Source organism: Planctobacterium sp. AWM4_229, from assembly GCF_056160305.1.
Genome location: NZ_JBSWWX010000004.1, coordinates 394879 through 410356, shown reverse-complemented (window position 1 = coordinate 410356; position 15478 = coordinate 394879). Strand labels below are relative to the sequence as shown.

The window sequence follows — 15478 nt, the reverse complement described above, 5'->3', positions numbered from 1 at the left end:
GTGTCTAAGACAGCACTCTGACACTCACAACATGCTCGACGCTTTTAATAGCTTCAATCACTTCGTTTGACGGCGTATCCTCAACATCGATGATGTTGTAGGCCAGCTCGCCACGGCTTTTGTTCACCATGTCTGCAACATTCACCTGATATTCAGCCAATACGCCTAATACATGACCCAGAACCCCGGACACATTACTGTTGGCAAAGGTGATACGCACGGTGCCAGGGTCTCGTTCCATAGCAATAGCCGGGAAATTAACCGAGTTTTTAATATTGCCGTTTTCCAGGTAATCAATCAGCTGATTTGCCGCCATTACGGCACAGTTTTCTTCGGCTTCTTGGGTACTGGCACCAATGTGCGGCATAGCCAGAACATCGTTGCGCCCGATTAAACACGGCTCTGGAAAATCACAGATGTATTGGGATAGGCCTTTCTCACTATCCAGGCTGGCCAGCACGGCCTGTGCATCGACAATAGCATCTCGCGCGAAGTTCAAGAGTACGGCTCCCGATTTCACATAGGCCAGAGTATCGCTATTAAGCATGTGTCGGGTAGCGTCAATGGCGGGCACATGCAAAGTGATATAATCCGATTTGCTCAGCAGACTTTGCAGATTTTCCATGCGCTGCACCTGATTGGGTAAACGCCACGCGGCTTCCACCGATAGCGCTGGATCAAAACCCAACACTTCCATGCCTAATGCCAGTGCCGTCTCTGCCACCATGGAGCCAATAGCCCCCAAACCTACCACGCCAAGCTTTTTGCCATACAGCTCGTTGCCAGCAAAGTTTTTCTTTTCTTTTTCCAGCAGTACACTCATCTCACCAGCATCGTGGATGTGAGTCAGTGTTTGCACATAGTTCATGCCACCAGTAATGCCACGGGAGCCCAATAATAATCCGCACATTACCAATTCTTTTACGGCATTAGCATTGGCGCCGGGCGTGTTGAATACCACGATACCCCGCTCGCTGCATTGCTTGACGGGCACATTATTGACGCCCGCGCCAGCGCGAGCAATGGCCTTCAGCGTAGCTGGCAATAACTCATCATGTAATTTATGACTGCGCAATAACATGGCATCAGGGTGTGCAATGTCACCGCCTACTTCATAGTTCTCTCGAGAGAATCGTTCCAGACCATTAACGGAAATTCGATTGTAGGTTTTGATTTTAAACATTGCACTCTCCCTGTTTTAACCATTCACTTGTTGATAGGCCCAATCTAACCAAGGCATTAATGCAGCCAGATCCTTGCTTTCCACCGTTGCACCGCACCAGATGCGTAATCCAGCAGGCGCATCGCGATAGGCACCGATATCAAACGCCACGGCTTCGCTTTCCAGCAATTTGACCATGTCCTTCACTTTACCTTCATCAATATCCAATACCAGACAAACACTGGTGGAGCTCAAAGTAGTATCGTCTTTGGCCAAAAATGATAACCAGTCACGGCTGGCTACGAACTCTCTAATTACCTCAAGGTTGGCATCACAACGCGCAATAGTTTGTGATATACCGCCAATACTTTCCACCCAGTCCAGAGCATCAAGGTAATCGGCAACACAAAGCATGGAAGGCGTATTGATAGTGGCACCCTTGAATACGCCTTCAATCAGCTTTCCGCCTTTGGTTAAGCGGAAGATTTTAGGCAATGGCCATGGCGGTGTATAAGATTCCAGCCGCTCAACAGCGCGAGGACTCAAAATCAGCATGCCGTGGGCACCTTCACCGCCTAGTACCTTTTGCCAGGAATAAGTAACCACGTCTAATTTGTGCCAAGGCATATCCATGGCAAATACCGCGGAAGTGGCATCGCAAATGGTCAACCCTTCGCGATCGTCTGCTATCCAGTCGCCATTGGGCACACGTACGCCAGAAGTCGTGCCGTTCCAGGTAAACACCACGTCGCGACTAAAATCCACCTGCGACAGGTCAGGTAATTCACCGTAATCCGCCTCAAAACGACGCACGTCTTGAAGCTTGAGCTGCTTGGTAACGTCGGTTATCCAGCCTGACCCAAAGGACTCCCAAGCCAAAATGTCCAACCCTCTAGCGCCTAATAAAGACCACAAAGCCATCTCTACCGCTCCGGTATCCGATGCTGGCACAATGCCCACCCGATAGCCTTCAGGTAAACCTAACAATTCAGCCGTTTTTGAACAGGCACGCCCTAAGGCATCCTTGCCAATCGCCGCGCGATGGGAGCGACCAAGGGTACTGATGTCCAGGTTGTTGACATCATAGCCTGGGCGTTTTGAGCAGGGGCCGGAAGAAAAGTTAGGATTGTGCGGCTTAACACTGGGTTTCATGTTTGTCCTCATTAGGAAAAAGTGCGGGGCATAATGCCGATAGGGTTCAATACTAATTAGTGTAAGGATAATATTGGAGTTAATTTCGCCTTTACAAGCAAAATGTTATGCCAAAAGGCAATATCGAAGACTGAATTAGAAAATCGAAGAGGGAAAAGTGCAGGAGGAAGCGCATCTTCCTCCTGAAAACAATGGAGTGTCTGAGCTTATTCCGAGTCTTGCGCCTGTTGGTGATAACCAAGGCACGCTTCTACTTCATTAGCAGAGCCCATTATTACCGGAACGCGTTGGTGAATATCGGTGGGCATGATTTCCATAATACGCTGCTCACCACTAGAGGCCATTCCCCCCGCCTGCTCCATCAAAAAGGCCATGGGATTTGCCTCGTACATCAAACGCAACTTACCCGGCTTTGCAGGATCGCGATGGTCATAAGGATAAGCAAATAAACCGCCACGGCATAACAAACGGTGAATATCCCCCACCATCGCAGCGACCCAGCGCATATTGTAATTCTTGCCGCGCGGTCCAGTATCACCAGCCAGAAGGTCAGCGACATAAGACTGCATTGCTGGCTCCCAATGGCGCTGATTCGACATATTTATGGCAAATTCTGAGGTATCCTGGGGCACCTGTACATTGCCTTTGGTCAACAGAAAGCCGCCATGGGTTTTATCAAGCGTATAGATATGAGTACCACGACCGGTAGTCAGTGTGAGCATGGTGGAGGGGCCATAAAGCACGTAGCCTGCCGCTACCATTTGTGTGCCAGGCTGCAAGAAAGCTGAGGGATCATTTGGCTCCATCCATTGAGGCGCGTGAAAAATCGAAAAAATCGTACCGATAAGGCTATTAATATCAGTATTAGAAGAGCCATCCAGCGGGTCGAAGCTCACCAGATACTTACCTTCGGGATTGCAAGCCACCACATCGTCTTCTTCTTCCGAGGAAATCGCTTTTACGTAACCGGATTCACTGAGAATATCCTTAATAATCTGATTGGAAATCACATCCAGTTTTTTCTGTCTTTCACCCTGTACATTGTCACTAAGTGTTGAACCTAGCACACCTGCCAAAGCGCCCTGACTGACACGGAAGGAAATTTCCTTACAGCCCGCCAGTAAAGTGCGAAGTAACAGAATGAGTTCTAAGGGAGCGCCGTCTTCCTGCAGCTGCGAATTTAAACGTTTCATTGATTGAGGTACCTGTGCTTTATGTCTTTGTAGAGTAAATGGATGTTTGTTGTTCTTATTATGGCGGTTAATGATAAAACAATTTGTAACACGACACACCCTCCAAAACCGAAATGTATCAATTACAGGCTGTCAAATAGGTTTTACCATGGCGGCGGCTCTGGTAGTCTTGCCCTGTTGCGACAAAAGAACAATTTTAAATCATGCATATTCATATTCTTGGCATTTGTGGCACCTTCATGGGTGGCATAGCTGTGCTGGCAAGATCGTTAGGTTACAAAGTCACTGGCTCAGACCAAAACGTCTATCCCCCGATGAGCACCCAATTGGAAAACCTGGGTATTGAACTCACTACAGGTTATGACCCGGAACAACTCGATCCTGCCCCTGACATGGTTATTATTGGTAACGCCATGTCTCGCGGCAATCCTGCAGTTGAAGCGGTCTTAGCGAAAAAACTGCCCTACACCAGCGGCCCGCAATGGTTGCTTGAACACTTATTGAAAGATAAATGGGTTCTGGCAGTAGCCGGCACTCATGGCAAAACCAGCACCTCCAGCATGTTGGCCTGGATTTTAGAGTACGCCGGCATGAAGCCTGGCTTTTTAATTGGTGGTGTTCCGGAAAATTTCGGTGTTTCAGCGCGAGCCGGAGATTCAATTTTCTTTGTGATAGAGGCTGACGAATACGATACCGCGTTTTTTGATAAGCGCAGTAAATTTGTTCATTACCGTCCCAATACCCTTATTTTTAATAATCTGGAGTTTGACCACGCTGATATCTTTGACGATTTAGCCGCCATTCAGAAGCAATTCCATCACCTGATCAGAATGATCCCCAACAACGGTCTGATATTAAAACCCGAATCAGTGCCTGCCATTGAAGAAACCTTGGCAATGGGCTGCTGGACTGAGCAGCAAAGCATCGGCAAAGATTGGCTTGCCACTCTCATCACGGCTGATGGCAGTGAGTTTGAAGTGCTGTTTGAAAATAAAAAGGTCGCGACAGTTAACTGGCCATTGATTGGTGAGCACAATGTACACAATGCGTTAATGGCTATTGCAGCGGCCCGTAATGTAGGAGTAAGTCCGGAGACGGCCGCAGCAGCGTTGGCTAACTTTAAGAATGTTAAACGCCGCATGGAACTGCGCGGTGAGGCGGCGGGAATTAAAGTGTATGACGATTTCGCCCACCATCCTACAGCGATAGCCACAACGTTAGCTGGACTCAGAGCAAAGGTTCGACAGGAGCGTATTTTAGCCATTCTGGAGCCGCGCTCTAACACCATGAAAATGGGCGTGCACAAAGCCGAGCTAATTAATTCTCTTCAAGAGGCGGATGAAATTTATCTGTTGCAACCAGACAATATCAGCTGGCAACTCAGCGAGTTTGCGCGAGAGAGTAATAAACCACTGTTTATCTTCGATGATCTGGAATCCATGATCCAGCATATTATCAACAGCAGCCAACAAGGTGACCATTTATTGGTGATGAGTAATGGTGGTTTTGGCGGCATTCACACTAAACTGTTAGAGAGATTAGGAAAAAGTTGAGCACTATGGCGTTTGCAGGACAAATTACCTTAGCAATCACCGGAGCATCCGGTGCACCCTACAGTTTGAAGCTACTGCAATGTCTGGTAGAAGCCAATTATCAGGTGCACTTATTAGTTTCAAGCGCAGCTAAAGTGGTCTTTGCCACAGAGGAAAAACTGACTCTGCCCGGCCCGCCAGAAAAGCTCAGTGAATTCTTCGCTGAACGTTTCGGCGCTGCTGAGCAGCAGATCCGTTGTTATGGTAAAGAAGAGTGGTTTTCCCCTGTAGCCTCTGGCTCTGCCGCGCCAAAAACCATGATTATTTGTCCCTGCTCCACCAGCACCCTGTCATCGGTGGCGACAGGGGCCAGCAATACCCTGATTGAACGAGCCGCGGATGTGGTGCTCAAAGAAAAAGGGCAACTACTATTACTGGTACGAGAAATGCCACTCTCTAGTATTCACCTGCAAAACATGCTTACCTTGAGCAATCTGGGGGTCACTATTATGCCTGCGGCACCTGGCTTTTATCACCAGCCACAGAGCATCGAAGACCTGGTGGATTTTGTGGTTGCCCGCATATTGGATCACATAGGGTTGGATAATCAACTTATGCAGCGCTGGGGTTATAAGGCGCAAAATTAGATGGTTGGCATTGCGCTTATAAAAAGTTTCAATGCCAATGCCAGAATTAACAATCAATACAAACTGACAGAGAATTTTATGAAAAAATTAGCGCTGACTTTGTTGTTTGCCGGAACATCCCTGATACAGTCACAAGCCCACGCGTTTGGCGCCAATGGGCACCGCATAACAGGGGCAATTGCCAGCGAATATTTAACGCCACAAGCAAGACAACAGTTGCAAGCCATCATGGGTGTTGAAACACTGGCACAGGCCTCAACCTGGCCAGATGAAATGCGCTCGAATCCTGACGAGTATTGGCAAAAAACCACGCCTCCATGGCATTACGTATCGGTGCCAGACGGCAAAACCTACAAAGAGGTGGGCGCACCAGAAGAAGGCGACGCTTACACTGCATTGAACAACTTCAAATTAGATCTGCAAAACCCCGACACCAGCAAAGAAATTAAACAAAGAGCAGTGCGCTTTATTGTCCACATTATTGGTGATCTACATCAACCACTGCATGTTGGCAACGGCACTGATCGCGGCGGCAATGATCACAAAGTAGAGTTCTACTGGGAAGAGAGTAATCTGCACCGCGTCTGGGACTCAGGTTTGATCAACAAAGAAGAACTATCCTACAGCGAATTCACTGAATGGCTGGTAGCCGCTATAGATGAACAAGACGTTCAAGATTGGCACCAAACCGATCCGCTTGTATGGATGGCAGAAAGCCAAAAAATTCGCATGGAAATTTATCCAGAGGCCAATGCAAAGCTGTCCTGGAATTACAAATATGAGCACATGCCCACCGTTAAAAAGCGCCTGAAGCAAGCGGGTGTCAGAATTGCTCACTATTTTAATGAGATTTTCAAAAAATAATGTGCAAAAAGTCGGAGATCTTGAAACGGCTTGTACCCAGTAATAATTGAGTACTCAAGGTCTCCATCTCTGTAACCTTCTGTAATATTAATCTATTTTCACCCCTGGTACCCTCCGGGATTACAGCCTGTCAGAAACATCTAAGAAATATGCCACTTTCTTTGTAAGAGATTTCCTACATCACTGTGAGAAATACTAGTTCATTTGAACACGCCCAAACTGACCAAAAAGTATAACCATATGTTTTTATTAGATTTTTACGAAAACAATGTGGATTTATGTAACCAAATTGTCATTAAACAGCGCCTTGTCATCAAAAAAAAATTATCAATTCACTTATAGTTAGTCCCGTCACAAGGAAACATTGGGACAGGATGTAAAGCGTCAAAGGAGGCCGCAGGGAAGGATTAGCGGTTGTAAGGATAAAGGAAAGGGAACGCAGACGGAGCTGTGTAACATAGGATTTGATGGACCCGCAATGAAAATTGCGCCCCGACAAGAAGTTGGGATAAATGGATTCAGGGTTATCGGGAACGACTTGCGGACAAGTCGGTGCACGGAGTGCTGAGAGGGATATTCAAAATTAAAAAAAGCGTCAAAGGTAACTTTGACGCTTTTTTGTTATCTACGGCAATGATTTCAATCTATAGCGCGATTAAGCATCATTGGCGACATCGGATTTCAAACGTGCAGCGAAGGTTTGTCGAAATTTAGCCAATTTTGGATTAACTACCATGGCGCAATATTGGTTCTGCGGATTATCTTTGGCATAACCTTGATGATACTTCTCTGCTTCTGAGTAGTTACTCAGTGGCGCAACCTCTGTAACAATCTTATCCGTCCAAACACCCTCATTGGCCATTTTCTGAATAAATGATAGCGACTGTTGCTTTTGTTCATCATCGTGGTAAAAAATCGCTGATCGGTATTGCGGACCGATATCGTTGCCTTGTCGATTGAGCTGCGTTGGATCGTGTAAGGTAAAAAATACCTGCAAGATTTCTTCGAAGCTTATCTGCTCTTCATCAAAAACCAATCGGACAACTTCAGCATGACCACTCTTGCCGGAGCATACCTGTTCGTAAGTAGGATTTTTAACCTCACCACCAGCATAACCAGACTTTGCCGAGATAATGCCTTGCAGTTGATTAAAAGCACCTTCAATACACCAAAAGCAGCCGCCTGCTAATGTCGCTTCTTTTAATAATTTCACTGTGGATCCATTTGGTTGTTTGAGCTGTATATAGCTATGATAAATCGAAATTCAATGATTCGCAGCTTAGCTTTTATCTTATAACCTATAACCGAGCAATAACCACCTTGTGAAACAAGAGCAACTGACCATTTTATACGACGGGCAATGCCCTTTGTGTGTAAAGGAGATGCGCCACCTGATGAAGGCCGACTCGCAACACAAAATACAACTTGCCGATATCAATGCCCCGGAGTTTGCAACGCGTTTTCCTGAGGTTAGCCATCAGGCAGCAATGAGCAAACTGCATGGTTACCTGGAAGATCAATCAAGCAAGACATTGTTAACCGGGCTGGATGTTACCTACCACGCCTGGCGATTAGTGGGTAAAGGCTGGTTAATTGCGCCATTGAGGTGGCCGGTTGTAAAAGTCATCGCTGATTATTGTTACCTTCAGTTTGCCAAACATCGCTTCACGCTGTCCCGCTGGCTAACCGGGCAAGCTCGCTGTCAAAGCTGCAGCATTGACAGGTAAGCCGTTGTGAATCCTTCATCCAGGTTCAAGCACGTACTGCTAATTGGCGCTTCCGGCGGCATTGCCGAAGCTTGCCAGGCAAAATTTGAGAGTAACCCCGATGTAGCGCAAATCACCGCGATATCACGGCGGCCTGAACCAGCCCATCTCACTAAAACCGATTGGATTTCCCTGCCACATCAAAACGAACAGAGTATCGCCCAGTGCTGCGCAACATTCCCAGAGCGGCACTTCGATCTAGTAATAAGTACCATCGGCGTACTACACGACAGTTCTGCTTCTATTACTCCGGAAAAAAAACTAGAGGATATCGGCGAAAGGTCCCTCTCAGAATACTTCCGCATCAACAGTATTTTGCCAGCTTTATGGCTAAAAGGATTAATAAGCAAAGTAAATCCAGAGGCCAGCAATATTGTATTTTTTAGTGCCCGTGTAGGTAGCATTAGCGATAATGGTTTGGGTGGCTGGTATGGCTACAGGGCTTCTAAGTCGGCTTTAAATATGCTGCTTAAGACTGCGCAGATAGAATATCAACGACGCGCTAAGGCTTGTAATCTCATCGCCTACCATCCCGGCACTGTCGACACTCGACTTTCTGAACCTTTTCAACGCAACATAAAACCGGAGAAATTATTCACACCTGAATTCACTGCTAACTGTTTGTTTGACATTTTAAACTCGCCCCCGGATTCCCCGCCTCCCTGGTACCTTGACTGGCAAAACAAACCCATTCCTTGGTAACTAACACCTCACTCCTTATGCCGCTCGTAGTGTAAACAAAACTTGCTTCACTGTTCTCAATCGCGACACATATTTGTCATATTAAATAAGGACATTTTCCTTGAGGGCTGCTAGCATAGCGCCGTTAACAAGCAGTTTACATTGCGTAACCTGCGTAAAATAACAATAAACAACAAGTGTAGAGCGTGTTGATCTTTTACCCGGACGGTAAAATAGCCTCCTCCCCTGTGTGCAATCACCTGATGTGATTTTTACCTTGCCGGGGTTGAGTGGCACCAATACAACAATTACAAGAAGTCTAAGGATTCATCAGTATGAATGCACCCCGCGAAGAGTTTGGCTCTCGATTAGGATTTATTCTGGCGGCAGCAGGCTCAGCTGTCGGTATAGGAAATATGGTGGGATTCCCCGTTGCAGCCACTAAAAATGGTGGCGCCGCGTTTCTGCTTATTTACGCCATATTTGTATTCTTTATTTGCCTCCCAGTGATGTTGGCCGAGATGGCGGCAGGTCGTCATAGCCGTAAAGATCCACTAGGTGCCTATAAAACCATTGCACCGAATGAAAAACATTGGCACATAGCTGGTTGGCTTTCCATTATCACTCCCTTCATGATTGCCGTATTTTATATGGTGATCACGGTTTGGATTTTTGGTTATCTATATTTCTCTGTTACCGGGGATCTAGCGAAACTAGCGGAACCTGACTTTTTCGATAATTTCGTCAATGCTGGCACGGTATTTACCTTTATGGCAATTGTCACCGCGATTGTCTTCCTGATCCTGTTGGGAGGGGTAAAGCAAGGTATTGAAAAAGCCGCAAAAATACTCATGCCCACGCTATTTGTGATGTTAGTAGGGATGGTTATTTTTGTATTGTCTCTGGACAACGCCTTTGCAGGTGTTGAGTACTACCTGGTGCCGGACTTTAGCAAGATTAATGCGACAGTAGTGAGCGCGGCCTTATCCCAAGCCTTCTTCTCCTTGTCTCTGGGTATGGGGATACTGATCACTTACGGCTCATATCTGGGCAAGCGTGATGGCATCCCAGGCTCGGCGAAAATGGTGGCCTTAATGGATACTGGGGTCGCGTTTATTGCAGGCCTGATGATTTTACCGGCAATATTTTCTTTCAACCCTAACACCAATACCGCCGAATTGAGTGATTCTTCGTTAAGCATGATATTCAGCTTCCTGCCGAAGATATTTTTGGCCCTGCAAACCACTATCGGCTACGTGGGTGCCAGCATAGTCGGTTCGGTGTTCTTCTTGCTGGTATTTTTTGCCGCCATCACTTCGCTGGTTTCAATTTTAGAGGTACCTAATGCGGCTATTATGGATGAGAGAAATTTAAGCCGTAAGTCTTCGCTTACCTTGTTGGGTGCAGCGATGGTGGTATTCGCCGCAATCTCAGCAACTTCCTTCGGAATGCTGGACTTTACCACTCACTTTATTACTTATGCGGGATCAGAGAAATCCTTCTTCGATCTCATCTATGATGTATTTTACGACACCATATTGCCACTCAATGGCTTCCTGATTTGTATCTTTGTGGTTTATCGCTGGAAATCGGCAAACCTCAACAAAGCGTTGGAAGAGGGCGAGCCAGAATTCAAAAATAGTCTGTTCCAGAAATATGTGGATTTTTCCATTGGCACCTTTATTCCATTTATTCTGTTGTTAATCTTTATCAATACCGTAGCTCTGAAATATTTCGGTGCCGGGTTGATAGGCTAACTTATTATTAATGTATTAAAAAGGTCGGCTATGCCGACCTTTTTTGATTCCCCGGAGTATCTACTCACCCTCTTGCGGCAGCATATCAAAGGGACTGGCATATTGCAGAGTAAGTCCTAGCTTTTCCAGGGTAACGCCAGGATCAATGCATTTTCCGGTTGCAGGCTGGTCGCTGTTATCCAAAAACTCTGGCGGCACTAACTCCAGTAATTCTGCCGCTTTAGTATAGTAGTTTCGCCGGGTCGGATGGGAAGTAGCGCACAGGTGGAACACATCCCCCCAAAGCTGCTTGTCAAGGATAGCCCTGATAGCAGCGATGGCATCATCCCTGTGCACCAGGTTCACCATCTTATGAGCCGCTGTAATATCCTTTTTCCCTTCCAGGTAATACACCGGGTGTCTGTCCTCAGCAATGAGTCCCGCCAATCGTAAAATACTGGATTGTTGCGCAAACTTATCTCGCAAAAATTGCTCAATCGCAACATGGGCCTTGGCTGAGTCACTAATAGGATCTGGGAGCGTTTCCTCAGTAAATGTCTGATTCGCTTCGCCATACACTGAGGTGGTACTGATAAACAATAGTTTTTTATCAGCCGTATCCAGACATTGCTGCATAAGCTCTTGCATTTGCTGCTCAAACAACGCTTTTTGAAACCCCCTTCGACCAGCACCAATGTTGATCACAAAATGACTGCACAACTTTAAAGCCTCTGGGAGCCTTGCACCTAGCTGATATTCAAAAGTATCCAGCCCTTCAAAGGTTAATTTTTCTGCCTGCTCGCTATCTCGTTTGCTGGCAACCACCTCTACACCTTGTTTTTGTAATGCTTTACATAATGAAAAGCCTAACCATCCAGCTCCAATTACAGCGACTTTCATGGGTTTTCCTGACAGAAATAGGTTAAATTCGAAGTTTTTTGATCTGGCTCACTGCCAATACTCTGATTTTAGGGCATAATTAGTCTAGGTGAAAAATTAAATAAGGTTTTTGACATGGGTGAGTGGATCTCAGCGTTTGTTTTTGGTTTATTTTTAATGGCGTTTACACTCGGTATGAGCAGTCTGATCATGGCGTTTTTACCGGTTAAAGAAGGCGACGCTATACGCTCTCAAGTAGAATACGGTTTCTTTGGTGTATCAGGACTGGCATTGAGCTTAGTGTTTGTTTACGCACTAATGTAAGCGAAAAAGCGAATAAAAAAACGGGAGCAGCTGCTCCCGTTTTTTGTATTCATTACTGCAATAGTCTCTGCTCAGTATTTTAAGTGATAGGTATCGATACCCAGAGCTTTGTACAGTAAGCAAACACCTGTGGCACTGCTTACAAACAGCGCAGAGCCTAACACTAAAAATACAATACTCACTGTCGCACTGAACATACCTTCAATTGCCAAGGCTAATAGTACACATGCAACTACTGCTCTAATTGCAGTATCCAGAACGCCAACATTATCTCTTTCTCTCATGATGTTCACTCCGCTATTTAGTTGCTGTCATTATCCCTCGTTCAAATATTGTGCATTTTGATCGTGATCAAAGAATTGTCCCTTTAATTTGCCAGCGATTAAGGCTATCTTTGATTCCCAAGGAAATTCGCGAGTCACTGGAGAAATCAAACTATGGCCATGTCAAAAGGTCCCAATATTTTGGTGATTGACGACGAAGAGCTCACTCAAGAGCTTTTGCGTCACATGTTGCGGGAACTGCAATTAGGTGACATAGATATTCAGTCCAGTTGTGCTAAAGCGTTATCTCGCTTTAAAAAAGATCCCGCATACTTCGCAATGATCATCAGTGACTGGGAAGTGCCGGGGATGAACGGCCTGGAATTTTTGAAAGAAGTGAGAATCCTAAGTGAAGACATTCCCTTTTTGATGGTCACTGGCAATGCTTCCAAGGATTATGTGATCCGAGCTGTTCAGGCGGGTGTGACTGATTTTCTGGCCAAACCTTTTACCGCCAACAGTTTGCACAATAAAGTGCAAAAATTGGTTCCCGGTGCGCAACCAACCGGTAATTCCTAGTATCTCCGATGTGATCCGGGCTTTGTTATAATATACAACCCAACATTCTTGGTATTTTGATGCAGGCCAAAGCTATAGTTGCGCAATCATTAATAACAACCATTTTGATATAGCAGTTTTCCCATGCCCTATACCCTATCCGACTTTGACATCCGAACTGATCGCAGTGACACCTATTCGTTGAAATGGCAAAAATATGAAGGCAAAGACATTTTCCCTATGTGGGTCGCCGATACAGAATTTAAATGTGCCCAGCCAATTTTAGATGCCATTAAATCTCGAACTGATCACGGCTTATTAGGCTATCATTTGCCTTCCCGTTACGAGCCAGCGAATAATGCGGTATGTCGTTGGTTACAAAAGCAACACAACTGGCAGATAAAACCAGAATGGATTGTATGGACGCCCGGTGTTGTACCCGCCTTCAATGTTGCATGTCAGGCCTATTGCCAAGCCGGAGATAAAGTCATTGTGCAAACGCCTAACTACCCGCCATTGTTAGCGGCCCCGGGGATCAATCAATTAGAGCGCGTTGATATCCCCACCATTGTTGAAAACGAGCGATGGACCATCGATCTTAATGCTCTTGAAGAAGCCGCGAAAGACCCTGCTTGCAAGCTATTTATCGTGTGTAATCCCGGAAATCCGGCGGGCACGGTGTTCACGCAACAAGAACTGGCTGAGATTGCCCGAATCTGTGAGCAAAACCAGGTATTGCTGATCTCCGATGAAATTCACTGTGATCTGGTATTAGATGACAATGCCACGCACCTGCCAGCAGGGGCGATACCAGCACTTGAAAGCAACAGTGTCACCCTAATGGCGGCCAGTAAAACCTTTAACGTCGCCGGACTTGGCACCTCATTTGCCATTATTCCTGATGCCAAGCTAAGAGCGAATTTCAATAAAGCCATGATGGGCATCGTGCCTTGGGTGACCATATTGGGTTTGGTGGCCACCGAAACCGCCTTCACTCAATGCGATCAATGGTACGACACCTTGCTCCAATACCTTAAAGGCAACCGTGAATACCTATACCAACAGATCAATCAAATCGAAGGGCTGAATATGTTGTTGCCTCAGGCCACGTTCTTGGCCTGGATTGATGGTAGCAAACTTGGTGTCGAATTACCCCAAACCTGGGCAGAAAACAAAGGTGTCGGGCCGTCACCAGGTGCAGACTTTGCTGACCCAGACTTTTTCAGGATCAACTTTGGTTGCCCGAGAAGCATGCTGGAAGAAACCATCGCCCGCTTAAACAGATAGCTCTTAAAGAGCCCGGCTCAAACCGCCTCCCCACTATTAATGATCTGATGGCCATGACTAAACAGAGCATGGTCATCAGCCTGACAAAATCTATATCCTCAGCACCCAAGCAAGTAAAAAAGCCACTGAAAAAACAGGATTTTTCAGCTTTTTATGACGTCCTCATTTTTTTTTGTCATAGTAACGTCAGAATCAAAAATTGCTAAACCTCATGAATCAGTACTCACTCAAAATAACTCTGTCATTTTCTATCCTGCTCATTTCCACACTGTTGACATGGCCGGCCATAGCCCAATACGAACACATTAGAGACGCCGATGTTTATCTGGTGCGACACATGGAAAAACAGCGGGATAGCAGTAAAGATCCACAACTCACAGAAAAGGGCTGGGTACAAGCCAAAAAGTTACGGGACGCCCTGAAAGACAAGGGTATTCAAGTTATTTATAGCTCAGATTATCAGCGCACTAAACAAACCGCCGAGCCGCTAGCTACGGCGTTGGGTTTAACGGTGAAGCTCTATGATCCAAGAAACTTAGCGCAGTTGGCAGAGTCGATAAAGGCGTCTGATTTCAAAACCCTGGTAGTGGGTCATAGTAATACAACTCCAGAATTGGCCTGGCGACTAACCGGGCAACCACAGCCAGACATTGATGAAGACGAATATAACTGGACCTTGTATGCCATCAATCCCGGCAGCTTTTCATTAGGTCCTGTGGATCAATATGTTGAGTGGAAGAAACCGGAACTGGCTAAAATTAAGGTCAACAAACAAAAATTACACAGCTTTGAGTCGCAATTCAACATGTTGTTTTCCGGACAAAAAACCGGTACCGCAACCCAGACAGTGAAGGTGCAAGACAATCAAGTATTACTCACAGAAGTAACCCGCAATAAAAAATTTAATGTGGATGCCACGATAAAAGCGGTGGCTAAAAAAGAGGATTTGTTACCTATTTCCATGCGCCTGACAGGCTCAATGGGCAGAGCCGCAGACATTAACATGGAATGGCGGGAAGAAGGTCCAAACAATAATTTCAGAGTGATTTACGGCTACTCTGATATTTCTCGGGCTGTCTATAAACTACAGGGGCGGCAAAGCATTGAGAATGCTTCAGGCCTGACTTCAATAGAGCGTACTACTGCCATCATGACAGTACCATTTTGGGACAACAACAAAGCTTTCACCTTCAAATGGTACGATACCTATCAGTTTTCCGAACGAAAAATCCAGTATATTCCTTTGGGTAAAGAAAAAGTGACTGTACCAGCCGGTAGCTTTGACACCTACAAGGTCAAACTATCTGGTGGTGCACCTTCTCAAATTTTCTATATCAGTGATGAAGACAAACCCAAAGTGGTCAAAATTGAAGTCTTGCACATGCCTTGGATCTATGAACTTACGCAATACAAAACACTTTAACTAGCCAACAA

At 45.9% G+C, this 15478-nt stretch carries 16 protein-coding genes; 10 read left to right on the top strand and 6 right to left on the bottom strand.

Going from position 1 to position 15478, the window contains the following annotated elements:
• Positions 1-4 precede the first annotated feature (4 nt).
• The 3 genes from ACXAGP_RS11095 to ACXAGP_RS11085 form a co-directional block, all read right to left on the bottom strand.
• Positions 5-1183, bottom strand: coding sequence for a phosphoglycerate dehydrogenase (locus ACXAGP_RS11095; RefSeq protein WP_475261405.1), 1179 nt, complete (start codon positions 1181-1183; stop codon positions 5-7).
• A 15-nt stretch (positions 1184-1198) separates the two neighbouring features.
• A complete protein-coding gene (locus ACXAGP_RS11090; protein WP_475261404.1) occupies positions 1199-2314 on the bottom strand; it encodes a phosphoserine transaminase in 1116 nt (371 codons plus the stop codon).
• 206 nt (positions 2315-2520) lie between these two features.
• A complete protein-coding gene (locus ACXAGP_RS11085; protein WP_475261403.1) occupies positions 2521-3507 on the bottom strand; it encodes a class 1 fructose-bisphosphatase in 987 nt (328 codons plus the stop codon).
• A gap of 203 nt (positions 3508-3710) precedes the next feature.
• Here ACXAGP_RS11085 and mpl point away from each other — a divergent pair, with 203 nt between their 5' ends.
• The 3 genes from mpl (at position 3711) to ACXAGP_RS11070 (ending at position 6550) form a co-directional block, all read left to right on the top strand.
• Positions 3711-5060, top strand: coding sequence for a UDP-N-acetylmuramate:L-alanyl-gamma-D-glutamyl-meso-diaminopimelate ligase (mpl, locus tag ACXAGP_RS11080; RefSeq protein WP_475261402.1), 1350 nt, complete (start codon positions 3711-3713; stop codon positions 5058-5060).
• Between the two features lie 5 nt (positions 5061-5065).
• Positions 5066-5686 (top strand): flavin prenyltransferase UbiX, encoded by a 621-nt coding sequence (locus tag ACXAGP_RS11075; RefSeq protein ID WP_475261401.1) that lies wholly within the window; start codon positions 5066-5068, stop codon positions 5684-5686.
• 78 nt (positions 5687-5764) lie between these two features.
• A complete protein-coding gene (locus ACXAGP_RS11070) occupies positions 5765-6550 on the top strand; it encodes a S1/P1 nuclease (RefSeq protein WP_475261399.1) in 786 nt (261 codons plus the stop codon).
• Between the two features lie 655 nt (positions 6551-7205).
• On the opposite strand, the gene msrA is transcribed toward ACXAGP_RS11070, so the two are convergent.
• Entirely contained in the window at positions 7206-7763 is a 558-nt protein-coding gene (gene msrA / locus ACXAGP_RS11065) for a peptide-methionine (S)-S-oxide reductase MsrA (RefSeq protein WP_475261398.1), read from the bottom strand.
• 109 nt (positions 7764-7872) lie between these two features.
• On the opposite strand from msrA, the gene ACXAGP_RS11060 reads away from it, so the two are divergent.
• From ACXAGP_RS11060 to ACXAGP_RS11050, 3 genes are all read left to right on the top strand, one after another.
• A complete protein-coding gene (locus ACXAGP_RS11060; RefSeq protein WP_475261397.1) occupies positions 7873-8277 on the top strand; it encodes a thiol-disulfide oxidoreductase DCC family protein in 405 nt (134 codons plus the stop codon).
• A 6-nt stretch (positions 8278-8283) separates the two neighbouring features.
• Complete coding sequence (locus ACXAGP_RS11055; RefSeq protein WP_475261396.1) at positions 8284-9018, top strand: SDR family NAD(P)-dependent oxidoreductase; 735 nt, start codon at positions 8284-8286, stop codon at positions 9016-9018.
• Between the two features lie 314 nt (positions 9019-9332).
• The gene (locus ACXAGP_RS11050) at positions 9333-10754 is read left to right on the top strand and encodes a sodium-dependent transporter (protein ID WP_475261395.1); all 1422 of its coding nucleotides are present in this window, start codon (positions 9333-9335) and stop codon (positions 10752-10754) included.
• Positions 10755-10814: 60 nt separating this feature from the next.
• On the opposite strand, the gene ACXAGP_RS11045 is transcribed toward ACXAGP_RS11050, so the two are convergent.
• Positions 10815-11633: an NAD-dependent epimerase/dehydratase family protein gene (locus ACXAGP_RS11045; protein ID WP_475261394.1), complete on the bottom strand. Its 819-nt coding sequence runs from the start codon at positions 11631-11633 to the stop codon at positions 10815-10817.
• A 114-nt stretch (positions 11634-11747) separates the two neighbouring features.
• Here ACXAGP_RS11045 and ACXAGP_RS11040 point away from each other — a divergent pair, with 114 nt between their 5' ends.
• Positions 11748-11936 carry a hypothetical protein gene (locus ACXAGP_RS11040; RefSeq protein ID WP_475261393.1) on the top strand — a complete coding sequence of 63 codons (189 nt, stop codon included), beginning with the start codon at positions 11748-11750 and terminating at the stop codon, positions 11934-11936.
• Between the two features lie 71 nt (positions 11937-12007).
• On the opposite strand, the gene ACXAGP_RS11035 is transcribed toward ACXAGP_RS11040, so the two are convergent.
• On the bottom strand, positions 12008-12220 hold the full coding sequence (locus ACXAGP_RS11035; protein ID WP_475261392.1) for a YgaP family membrane protein: 213 nt from the start codon (positions 12218-12220) through the stop codon (positions 12008-12010).
• Between the two features lie 153 nt (positions 12221-12373).
• On the opposite strand from ACXAGP_RS11035, the gene ACXAGP_RS11030 reads away from it, so the two are divergent.
• The 3 genes from ACXAGP_RS11030 (at position 12374) to ACXAGP_RS11020 (ending at position 15467) form a co-directional block, all read left to right on the top strand.
• A complete protein-coding gene (locus ACXAGP_RS11030) occupies positions 12374-12778 on the top strand; it encodes a response regulator (protein ID WP_475261391.1) in 405 nt (134 codons plus the stop codon).
• Positions 12779-12901: 123 nt separating this feature from the next.
• Positions 12902-14044 carry a MalY/PatB family protein gene (locus tag ACXAGP_RS11025; protein ID WP_475261390.1) on the top strand — a complete coding sequence of 381 codons (1143 nt, stop codon included), beginning with the start codon at positions 12902-12904 and terminating at the stop codon, positions 14042-14044.
• 211 nt (positions 14045-14255) lie between these two features.
• On the top strand, positions 14256-15467 hold the full coding sequence (locus ACXAGP_RS11020; RefSeq protein ID WP_475261389.1) for a SixA phosphatase family protein: 1212 nt from the start codon (positions 14256-14258) through the stop codon (positions 15465-15467).
• The last annotated feature ends 11 nt before the right edge of the window (positions 15468-15478 follow it).

Excerpts from the sequence above, each read along its gene's own strand:
- ACXAGP_RS11095 (WP_475261405.1), bottom strand. The coding sequence starts at position 1,183 with ATGTTTAAAATCAAAACCTACAATCGAATTTCCGTTAATGGTCTGGAA.
- ACXAGP_RS11090 (WP_475261404.1), bottom strand. The coding sequence starts at position 2,314 with ATGAAACCCAGTGTTAAGCCGCACAATCCTAACTTTTCTTCCGGCCCC.
- ACXAGP_RS11085 (WP_475261403.1), bottom strand. The coding sequence starts at position 3,507 with ATGAAACGTTTAAATTCGCAGCTGCAGGAAGACGGCGCTCCCTTAGAA.
- mpl (WP_475261402.1), top strand. The coding sequence starts at position 3,711 with ATGCATATTCATATTCTTGGCATTTGTGGCACCTTCATGGGTGGCATA.
- ACXAGP_RS11075 (WP_475261401.1), top strand. The coding sequence starts at position 5,066 with ATGGCGTTTGCAGGACAAATTACCTTAGCAATCACCGGAGCATCCGGT.
- ACXAGP_RS11070 (WP_475261399.1), top strand. The coding sequence starts at position 5,765 with ATGAAAAAATTAGCGCTGACTTTGTTGTTTGCCGGAACATCCCTGATA.
- ACXAGP_RS11050 (WP_475261395.1), top strand. The coding sequence starts at position 9,333 with ATGAATGCACCCCGCGAAGAGTTTGGCTCTCGATTAGGATTTATTCTG.
- ACXAGP_RS11045 (WP_475261394.1), bottom strand. The coding sequence starts at position 11,633 with ATGAAAGTCGCTGTAATTGGAGCTGGATGGTTAGGCTTTTCATTATGT.
- ACXAGP_RS11040 (WP_475261393.1), top strand. The coding sequence starts at position 11,748 with ATGGGTGAGTGGATCTCAGCGTTTGTTTTTGGTTTATTTTTAATGGCG.
- ACXAGP_RS11035 (WP_475261392.1), bottom strand. The coding sequence starts at position 12,220 with ATGAGAGAAAGAGATAATGTTGGCGTTCTGGATACTGCAATTAGAGCA.
- ACXAGP_RS11030 (WP_475261391.1), top strand. The coding sequence starts at position 12,374 with ATGGCCATGTCAAAAGGTCCCAATATTTTGGTGATTGACGACGAAGAG.
- ACXAGP_RS11025 (WP_475261390.1), top strand. The coding sequence starts at position 12,902 with ATGCCCTATACCCTATCCGACTTTGACATCCGAACTGATCGCAGTGAC.
- ACXAGP_RS11020 (WP_475261389.1), top strand. The coding sequence starts at position 14,256 with ATGAATCAGTACTCACTCAAAATAACTCTGTCATTTTCTATCCTGCTC.